This window comes from Meiothermus luteus (genome assembly GCF_003574085.1).
Lineage (GTDB): Bacteria > Deinococcota > Deinococci > Deinococcales > Thermaceae > Meiothermus > Meiothermus luteus.
This window is the reverse complement of sequence record NZ_QWKZ01000110.1, coordinates 1-8,459: the sequence shown is the minus strand read 5'-3', so window position 1 is coordinate 8,459 and position 8,459 is coordinate 1. Positions and strand designations below refer to the sequence as shown.

Here is an 8,459-nt window from a genome sequence, read left to right as displayed (position 1 = left end):
CCCCCAAGCAGGTCCGCTGGCGCATCCCCCTCTCACCCGAGGCCCCCCAGGCCCTGGCCTTTGTTCAAGGCCAGCCCATTGAGGCGGACGGCCCAGAGGGCTGGGCCCTGGTCACCCTGGAAACAGCGGTGGGCGAATTCGCCCTAGGCTGGGGCCGGGTCAAGGGGGGGGTAGTGCGCCCAGGGAAGACCGGGGTTTGACCTTCTTCCCCCCAAGCCCTAGACTTTGGGTGCTATGGAGCTAGAGACCCTCAGGCACCGCCTGGACGCCCTCCGGGGGTATCTTTGACATCGCCGGTAAGGAAGCCCGGTTGGGGGAGCTCGAGCCCCTCCTAAACGACCCCCATCTCTGGAACGACGCCGAGAAGGCCCGTAAGCTCTCCCAAGAGGCCGCCCGTCTGCGTAAGGCGGTAGAGGGCTACAGGCGTTTGGAGTCCGATTTGCAGGGGCTTCTGGAGCTCTGGGCGGAGATGGGGGCCGAGCAGCGGGCCGAGCTGCAACCCGAGCTCGAGCGGGCCGGTCAAGAGCTAGAAGAGCTCTATCGGCAAACCCTGCTCTCCTTCCCCTACGCCGAGAACGCGGCCATTGTAACCATCAAACCGGGTGCGGGAGGCACCGAGGCCTGCGACTGGGCCCAGATGCTCTACCGCATGTACACCCGCTTTGCCGAGCGGAAAGGCTTCAGCGTGGAGCTGGTTGACCTAGAACCCGGGGCCGAGGCGGGAATTGACCACGCCCAGTTCATCGTGCGGGGTGAGAACGCCTACGGGCTGCTCTCGGCGGAGGCCGGGGTACATCGCCTGGTCCGCCCCTCTCCCTTCAACGCCCAAGGCAAGCGCCAGACCAGCTTTGCCGCAGTGGAGGTGATGCCCGAAGTAGACGACACGGTGGAGGTCCAAATTAACCCCGAGGACCTGCGCATCGAAGTGATGCGTTCCCAAGGCAAGGGCGGCCAGGGGGTCAACACCACCGACTCCGCGGTCCGGGTGGTGCACCTACCCACCGGCCTGCAGGTCAAGTGCCAGATTACCCGCAGCCAGCAGAAGAACAAGGAGCTGGCCCTAAGCATCCTTCGCTCCAAGCTCTTCGAGATAGAGTTCAAAAAGAAGCAGGAGGAGCTGGCCCGCCTCCGCGGCGAGGCCCGTCCCATCGAGTGGGGCAGCCAGATTCGCAGCTACGTGTTGGACAAGCAGTACGTCAAGGACCACCGCACCGGGGAGATGCGCCACGACCCCGAGAACGTCTTAGACGGCGACCTGGAAAGCCTCATCTGGGCCGGGCTGGAGTGGAAGGCCGGGCGCCGCGAGACCGCCGCGGTGGGGGACGAAGAGTAGCCCCCCACCAGCCCTGCCCTCAAAACCTGAGCCGCTCCTGCAGGTAAGCGGCCAGTTCGCTCACCGCGACCCTCTCCTGTTGCATGGTGTCGCGGTCACGCACGGTAACCGTATCCTTGAGGGCCGGGCTACCGCTTTGGCTCTTGCCGATGGTGTCGTAGTCCACCGTTACGCAGAAGGGGGTACCCACCTCATCGTGGCGCCGGTAGGCCTTGCCGATGTTGCCGGTGTCCTCATAGAACACCCGGCCTAGACCCAAAGCCTGCAGCTCGGCCTTGAGCCGGCGAGCGTAGGCGGTAATCTCCTCCTTGTTCTTAGCTAGGGGAATCACCGCCACCTTGATGGGGGCCAGGTGGGGCTTGAGCCGCAGCACCACCCGCTCTTCCCCGTTGGGCAGCCGCTCTTTGGTGTAGGCCTGGGAAAGGATGGCCAGCACCCCGCGGTCAACCCCCGCTGAAGGCTCTATCACGAAAGGCACAAACCACTCCTTGGTTTCGGGGTCCTGTACCGCCAGCCGGGCGGTGGAGTGGCGATTCTCCATCACCCTGGCTTGAATCCTGAGCCCCGACTGGCCCTTGGTGTGGCTGCCCAGGTCGTAGTCGCTGCGGTTGGCAATGCCCTCAATCTCCTCAAAGCCCAAGGTGGGGAAGTTGTACATCAGGTCAAAGGTGCGCTTGGAGTAGTGGGAGAGGTCTTCCTTAGGGACGTCCAGAACCTGAATCTGCTCGCGGGGAATCCCCTGGGCCTCCCACCAGGCAAGCCTTATCTCCAGCCAGCGCTGGTGCCACTCCTCGTCGGTGCCGGGCTTGACAAAGTACTCGATCTCCATCTGCTCAAACTCACGCACCCGGAAGATGAAGTTGCGGGGGGTAATCTCGTTGCGGAAGGCCTTGCCAATCTGGGCCACACCAAACGGAAGCCGGCGGGAAGTGGCGTCCAGGATGTTCTTGAAGTTGATGAAAATCCCCTGGGCGGTCTCAGGCCGCAGGTAACCGAACGACTCCTCGTCGGCCACCGGGCCAATCTGGGTCCTGAACATCATGTTGAAGGGCCTGGGCGGCGTCCAGTCGCCTCTAGCCCCATCGGCGGGGTCCACCACCCCAGCGGCGTTCATAGCTGAAGCGGCCCGTTCGGGCTCGGCCAGCATCCGGGCCACCAAGGCGGCCAGGCTCACCTCGGAAAGGCCCATAGCCCCGGCCACCGCCTCCAGTACCCCGGGGGTCTGCTCCTTGAGCAGGTGGTCCAGGCGGTAGCGCTTCTTGGAGATGCGGTTGTCCACCAAAGGGTCAGAGAAGGTGGCCTCGTGGCCCGAGTAGTGCAGAACCAAGCGGTGGGTGAGGATGCTCGAGTCCAGCCCCTCCATATCGTCCCGCTCATAGACCATGGCCTTCCACCAGGCCGCCTTGAGGTTGTTCTTGAGCTCAACCCCCAACGGGCCGTAGTCGTAGGTGCCTTGCAGACCCCCGTAGATGTCCGAACCAGAAAAGATGAAGCCCCGTCGCTTGCACAGGCTAACCAGCTCCTCCAACGTTTCAGCGGGCATAATTCCCCTCCGGCATATAAAAACCCCCGGCCAAGCCGGCCTGGGGACGAAAGGTACACTTCCGCGGTTCCACCCCAGTTCCCGGGCTTCCCCGGGCACCTCTGGTCGGTGCGCTGGCCCTATAGGCAAATACCGCCGCCCTTCACCCGGCCCTTGGCCACCCGGCTTCCACCCTCCCAGGCTCGCTGCGGCTGGAACCGGGCTACTCCTGCGGTTCAGCGCAAGGGAAAAACTAGCACAAATCCCCCTAAGGGGCAAGGCCGGCAAACCCTTCAGAAAAGCTCAAGGCCCTCGGCAACGCTTCGTAACGTGTGGCGCAAACACCCAGGACAAACCGGCCATACTGTATCATTGAGGAAGGGAAGAACGCCGCGCCATGTTGACTTGTCCGACACACCAGGAGGTTCGCCCTTGAACAGGTACGACGACCGCGCCAGGTTGGTTTTCCACTACGCCAGAGAAGAGGGTAGCCGGCTGGGTCATAGCATGATCGGGCCCGAGCACCTGCTTCTGGGCCTGATGCGCGAAGGGGGCACCGCAGCCCGTATCCTCATGGAGTATGGTGCGAGCCTCGAGGCCATGCGGCGCATGGTGGAGGAGCTGGTGGGCCGGGGCGAGGGCAGCCGCACCGGTGAGCCCCCGGCCATCACCCCTCGAGCCCGGCGGGTCATGGAGCTGGCCGGCGCCGAGGCCCGCAACATGTCCAGCCAGGTCATCGGCACAGAGCACATCCTCTTGGGAATCATCCGCGAGGGAGACGGCATCGCCTACCGCATCCTGACCCATTACGCCAAGGATGTGGACACCATCCGCTGGCGCATCCTCTCTCAAGTCGGAGAAACCAAGGAAAAAACCGTGGCCACCCCCTTCCTAGACGAGTACGGCCGCGACCTAACCAAAGAGGCCCGGGAGGGGAAGCTGGACCCCGTCATCGGCCGCACCGAGGAGATTAACCGGGTCATCCAGATTCTGGCCCGGCGCACCAAGAACAACCCGGTGCTGGTGGGCGACCCCGGGGTGGGCAAGACCGCCATTGTGGAAGGGCTGGCCCAGGCCATCGTGGAAGGTCGGGTGCCCCCCGTGCTGCGGGGGGCCCGCATCGTCTCCATAGACCTCGCAGGGGTGGTAGCCGGCACCAAGTACCGGGGTGAGTTTGAGGAGCGGCTGCGCCAAATCATTGAGGAGCTCAAAAACGCCAAGGTGGTGGCCTTTATTGACGAGCTGCACACCCTGATTGGGGCCGGCGGGGCCGAGGGCACCTTGGACGCCGCCAACATCCTAAAGCCACCCCTGAGCCGGGGGGAAATTCAGGTCATCGGGGCCACCACCACCGGGGAGTACCACCGCTACATTGAAAAGGACGCGGCCCTGGAACGCCGGTTCCAGCCGGTAATCGTGCTCGAGCCTACCCCAGAGGAAACCTTGGAGATTCTGAAGGGGCTGCGCCCCCGCTACGAGGCCCACCACGGGGTGGTTATCCCCGACGAAATCCTCTCGCTTTCGGTCAAAATCGGCATCCGCAGCCTCCCCGGGCGCAACTTCCCCGACAAAGCCATAGACCTCATAGACGAGGCCGCCAGCCGGGTGCGGCTAAACGACTCGCTGGGCCTGCCGGTGGCCGTGGACGAAGACGGCACCCCCTTAGTGGCCCGGGAGGACATTGAGAGCGTGGTGGACTCCTGGGGCGGCATCTACATTGACGACAAGGACGACAGCAAGCTCTTCCACCTAGAAGAGGAGCTGAACAAGCGGGTCATCGGGCAAAAGGAAGCGGTGGAGGCCTTGGCTGCGGCCCTGCGCCGCAGCCGGGTGGGCCTGGGCGGGCGCACCCGGGTTTCGGCCAGCTTCCTCTTCGTGGGCCCCTCGGGGGTGGGCAAGACCCATCTGGCCAAGGCCCTGGCCGAGGTGCTCTTCGGCTCGGAGCGAGCCCTCATCCGCTTTGACATGTCCGAGTTCCAAGAGCCCCACTCCATCTCCAAGCTCATCGGGGCCCCGCCCGGCTACGTGGGCTACGAGCAAGGGGGTCGCCTCACCGAGGCGGTGCGCCGCCAGCCCTTTAGCGTGGTGCTCCTGGACGAGATAGAGAAGGCCCATCCGGATATCTACAACACCTTCCTCCAAGTGATGGACGAAGGTCGCCTCACCGACGGGCTGGGCCGCACGGTGGACTTCCGTCGGGTTATTCTCATCATGACCTCCAACACCGGCTACAACGTGGGGCCAGCCATCGGCTTCACCAGCCGGGAGGTGGACACCGAAAGCCCCCTCAAAGCCCTCTTCACGCCGGAGTTCCTAGACCGCTTGGACGAGGTCATCCGCTTCCGGCCCCTCGAGCCGGCCGAGCTGGTGCAGGTGGCCCAGATCATGCTCCAGGAGATCAGCAAAGAGCTGGAGTCGCGTGAGAAGATCGTGCGCTTTGATCCTTCGGTGGCGGGCTGGCTGGTGGAGCAGGCCCCCAAGCAGGGCAGCACCCGCATCCTGCGCAACCTGATTCGGGAGAAAATCGAGGACCCCCTCTCCCTCGAGCTCCTCTCCCGGCCTGGCCGCACCCTTTACGTGACCCTCAAGGACGGGGGCATCGCCTTTGAGGAGCAGGCCCTGAGCCTGGCCTAGGGAGCCCCTACCTGAGCTGGGCCAGGGCCGCCCGAAGCTGCTCCGGGCTCATGTAGCCCCGCACCTCCCCTACCCGCTCGCCCTGGGCGTTGTAGAAAAAGTTGGAGGGGTAGCCGTTGACCCGCAGGGCCTGGGCCACCGCCCGCAGGGCGTCCTGATAGACCTCGGCGTGGGTGAAGCCCCGGGCGTCGTGGAACTGGCGTACCAAAGACGCGGGCTCACCATCGTTGACAAACACAAAGCGCACCTCTGGGTGGGCTCGAGCCGCCGCCTCAAACTCCGGAAGCTGGCGCTGGCAGTAGCCGCACCAGGTGGCCCAGACCGTGAGCACGGTGGGCTTGCCACTTTGGAGCCGCACCGGGGTGCCGTCCAGCCGAACCAAGGTGGCCTGGGGGAGGTCGCCGGTCGGTGGCCGAGGGGGGGTGGCGAAGAGGGCCAGGAGGACCAATCCCCCCGCAATCAGGCCCACCAAGCCCAGCCGCAACCTAGGGGAAAGCCCTATAGGCGTCTTCTCCACACCGCCAGTTTAGCAGGCCACCCGGGGCGTATACTCTCCCCTGTGTCCGGCCCCCCTCCCATACCCCCCACCGTTAGGCGAAACACCCTCCTGTTGGCCATGGTTCAGGCCATAAACGGGGCCGGAGTCCAGCTCGTGCCCACCTTCGGGGCCATCCAGGTGGTCACCCTCCTGGGCAGCGCGGCCTTCGCCGGGCTGGCCACCAGCCTGATGGGGCTCTCTCGAGCCCTCACCGCCTACGCCATCGGGCGGCTTTCTGACCTCTGGGGACGCAAGCCCACCCTGTACCTAGGGCTGTGGCTGGCCCTGGTGGGGGCCCTGCTCATCGGTGGGGCAACCCTAATGGGCTCGCTGGCCCTCTTCGTGCTGGGCGTCCTGGTCTTCGGCACAGGGGTGGGGGCGGTGCAGCAGATGCGGGTCGCCGCGGCCGACATGTACCCCCCCAGCCGGCGGGGGGAGGGGCTGAGCCTGGTGGCCATGGGCTCGCTTCTGGGAGCGGGGCTCTCCCCGGGGCTGGTGGCCCTGGCGGAGGGGCTGGGGAGGAGGCTCGAGCTCAGCGAAATCGCCCTAGCCTGGCTGCTGGTGCCGCTTTTGGTACTCCCAGGCTTCCTGCTGGTCGCAAGCATCCGGCCCGACCCAAAGCGCATAGCCCAGCACCTGGAGGACTACTACCCCCCAGGGGACCTCCAAGGGGCCACCCCTGCCGCTGGCCCTAGGGGCGGGCACCAAGCCCAGCCACGAGCCGCAGCCCTTTTCTCCGCAGTGGCCGCGCAAGGCCAGATGGTGATGATGATGGCCATGACCGCCCTAGCCCTAAAAGCCCTGGAGTGCAGCCTGTCCCAAATATCCCTCTCCGTAGCCCTGCACGTGGCGGGCATGTTCGCCTTCTCCTGGCCCATCGGCCGCCTCACCGACCGAATGGGCCGCAAACCGGTGATGGGAAGCGGCCTCGCGGTGGCCGCCTTAGGGGCCCTGCTGGTGGGGCTGGGCCAGGGCTACGGGGCCATCACCGCGGGCACCTTCCTGGTGGGGCTGGGCTGGTCGGGGGCCTTCCTTGCGGCCAACACCATGCTGGCCGACGTCACGCTCCCCAGCGAGCGCGGCCGGGCCACAGGGGTCTTGGAGGCCTGGGCCAACCTTTCCGGGATGGCCCTGCCCATCCTGGGGGGGCTGGTGGTGGAAACCTCTGACCTGCGCGCTTTGGGCTACTTCGGTGCGCTCCTGGCCTTGTTGCCGCTGCCCCTGGTCTATCGCCTGCGGGAGGCTGCCCCGGGGGTATTTAGGCCTTGACACCCGGCCCGCAGGGCCTGGGATATTGGTCTTGCTGTGCTGCCCAAGGAGCTCACCCCCCACCCCTCCTACGCCGACTGGCTGCGCAGCCTGGAAGGCTACGCCGGACAGCTCCGCTTTGTCCGGCTCCTCCCGCCCCATCCGCCTACCCCCGTGGACTACCAGGGGGTCTTTTCCGGCTTACTCACGGCCCTGGGGCTGAGGCCCTACCCCTACCAGGCCGAGGCCTTCGCCCAGTTGGAGAGGGGGCGGCACGTGGTGCTGGCCACCTCCACCGCCTCGGGCAAAAGCCTGGTCTTTCAAGCGCCGGTGCTCAAGGCCTTGCTGGAGGGCGAAACCGCGATTTTGCTGTACCCCACCAAGGCCCTGGCCCACGACCAGCTCGAGCGGCTCCGGGGAATGGGAAGGGTCTTGGGAGTTGCCGAGCGCATCCATTCCTACGACGGCGACACCTCGGCCGAAGCCCGCAGGAAGGCCCGGGAGGAAGGACAGGCCCTGCTCACCAACCCGGACATGCTCCACTTTGGGCTGCTGCCCCGGCACGGCGAGTGGGCCCAGTTTCTAGGACGGCTGCGCTACATAGTCCTAGACGAGCTCCACGCCTACCGGGGGGTGTTCGGCAGCCACACCGCGCTCATCCTGCGGCGGCTCTTGCGGCTGGCCTGGCACTACGGCGCGCAGCCCCAGGTCATCGCGGCCAGCGCCACCATCGCCAACCCAGCCGACCACGCCCTGGGCCTTACTGGCCTACCCTTTGAGGCGGTGGTGGCCCGCCCGCGAGGGGCGGAGCTGGAGTTTGGGGTGTGGGTGCCCAAGGCCCTGGACAAAGAGGGTAAAATCCGCCGCAGCCCCAACCTGGAGGCCGCCCTCCTGGCCCGCTCCATCGCCGAGCAAGGCCTTCGGGCCATCGTCTTCACCAATGCCCGTCGCACCGCCGAGCTGGTGGCCCGCTACGCTGGGGACGACCGGGTACGCCCCTACCGAGCGGGCTACACCGCAGCCCAGCGCCGGCGGTTAGAGAAAGCCCTGCGGGAGGGCGAGGTGCGGGTCTTGGTAAGCACCAGCGCCCTGGAGCTGGGGGTGGACATCGGGGAGTTGGACGCGGTGGTCCTGCTCGGCTACCCTGGCTCGCTCAGCTCCTTCTGGCAGCGGGCGGGCCGGGC

7 protein-coding genes are annotated in these 8,459 nt (G+C 66.1%); 5 read left to right on the top strand and 2 right to left on the bottom strand.

The annotated features are described in order from the left end of the window. Both Mlute_RS12905 and prfB read left to right on the top strand, forming a co-directional pair. Positions 1-200: methyltransferase RsmF C-terminal domain-like protein (locus Mlute_RS12905; RefSeq protein WP_407942655.1), on the top strand; the 200-nt coding region annotated here is incomplete at its 5' end. Positions 201-234: 34 nt separating this feature from the next. Continuing rightward, a protein-coding gene (gene prfB / locus Mlute_RS12900; RefSeq protein ID WP_119361018.1) for a peptide chain release factor 2 occupies positions 235-1,333 on the top strand; the annotation gives its coding sequence in 2 pieces (ribosomal slippage) (positions 235-285 and positions 287-1,333; 1,098 coding nt in all). A gap of 19 nt (positions 1,334-1,352) precedes the next feature. Here the strand turns inward: prfB and Mlute_RS12895 are convergent. Continuing rightward, positions 1,353-2,876 carry a glycine--tRNA ligase gene (locus Mlute_RS12895; RefSeq protein ID WP_119361017.1) on the bottom strand — a complete coding sequence of 508 codons (1,524 nt, stop codon included), beginning with the start codon at positions 2,874-2,876 and terminating at the stop codon, positions 1,353-1,355. A gap of 411 nt (positions 2,877-3,287) precedes the next feature. Between Mlute_RS12895 and Mlute_RS12890 the strand changes: the two genes are divergently transcribed. Then, complete coding sequence (locus Mlute_RS12890; protein WP_119361016.1) at positions 3,288-5,489, top strand: ATP-dependent Clp protease ATP-binding subunit; 2,202 nt, start codon at positions 3,288-3,290, stop codon at positions 5,487-5,489. A 7-nt stretch (positions 5,490-5,496) separates the two neighbouring features. On the opposite strand, the gene Mlute_RS12885 is transcribed toward Mlute_RS12890, so the two are convergent. Beyond that, complete coding sequence (locus tag Mlute_RS12885; RefSeq protein WP_119361015.1) at positions 5,497-6,006, bottom strand: TlpA family protein disulfide reductase; 510 nt, start codon at positions 6,004-6,006, stop codon at positions 5,497-5,499. Positions 6,007-6,048: 42 nt separating this feature from the next. Between Mlute_RS12885 and Mlute_RS12880 the strand changes: the two genes are divergently transcribed. Both Mlute_RS12880 and Mlute_RS12875 read left to right on the top strand, forming a co-directional pair. Continuing rightward, on the top strand, positions 6,049-7,296 hold the full coding sequence (locus Mlute_RS12880; RefSeq protein ID WP_245958974.1) for an MFS transporter: 1,248 nt from the start codon (positions 6,049-6,051) through the stop codon (positions 7,294-7,296). Between the two features lie 36 nt (positions 7,297-7,332). Continuing rightward, positions 7,333-8,459 (top strand): DEAD/DEAH box helicase (locus tag Mlute_RS12875; protein ID WP_119361014.1); only part of this gene is annotated, 1,127 nt, incomplete at its 3' end.

Excerpts from the sequence above, each read along its gene's own strand:
- Mlute_RS12895 (WP_119361017.1), bottom strand. The coding sequence starts at position 2,876 with ATGCCCGCTGAAACGTTGGAGGAGCTGGTTAGCCTGTGCAAGCGACGG.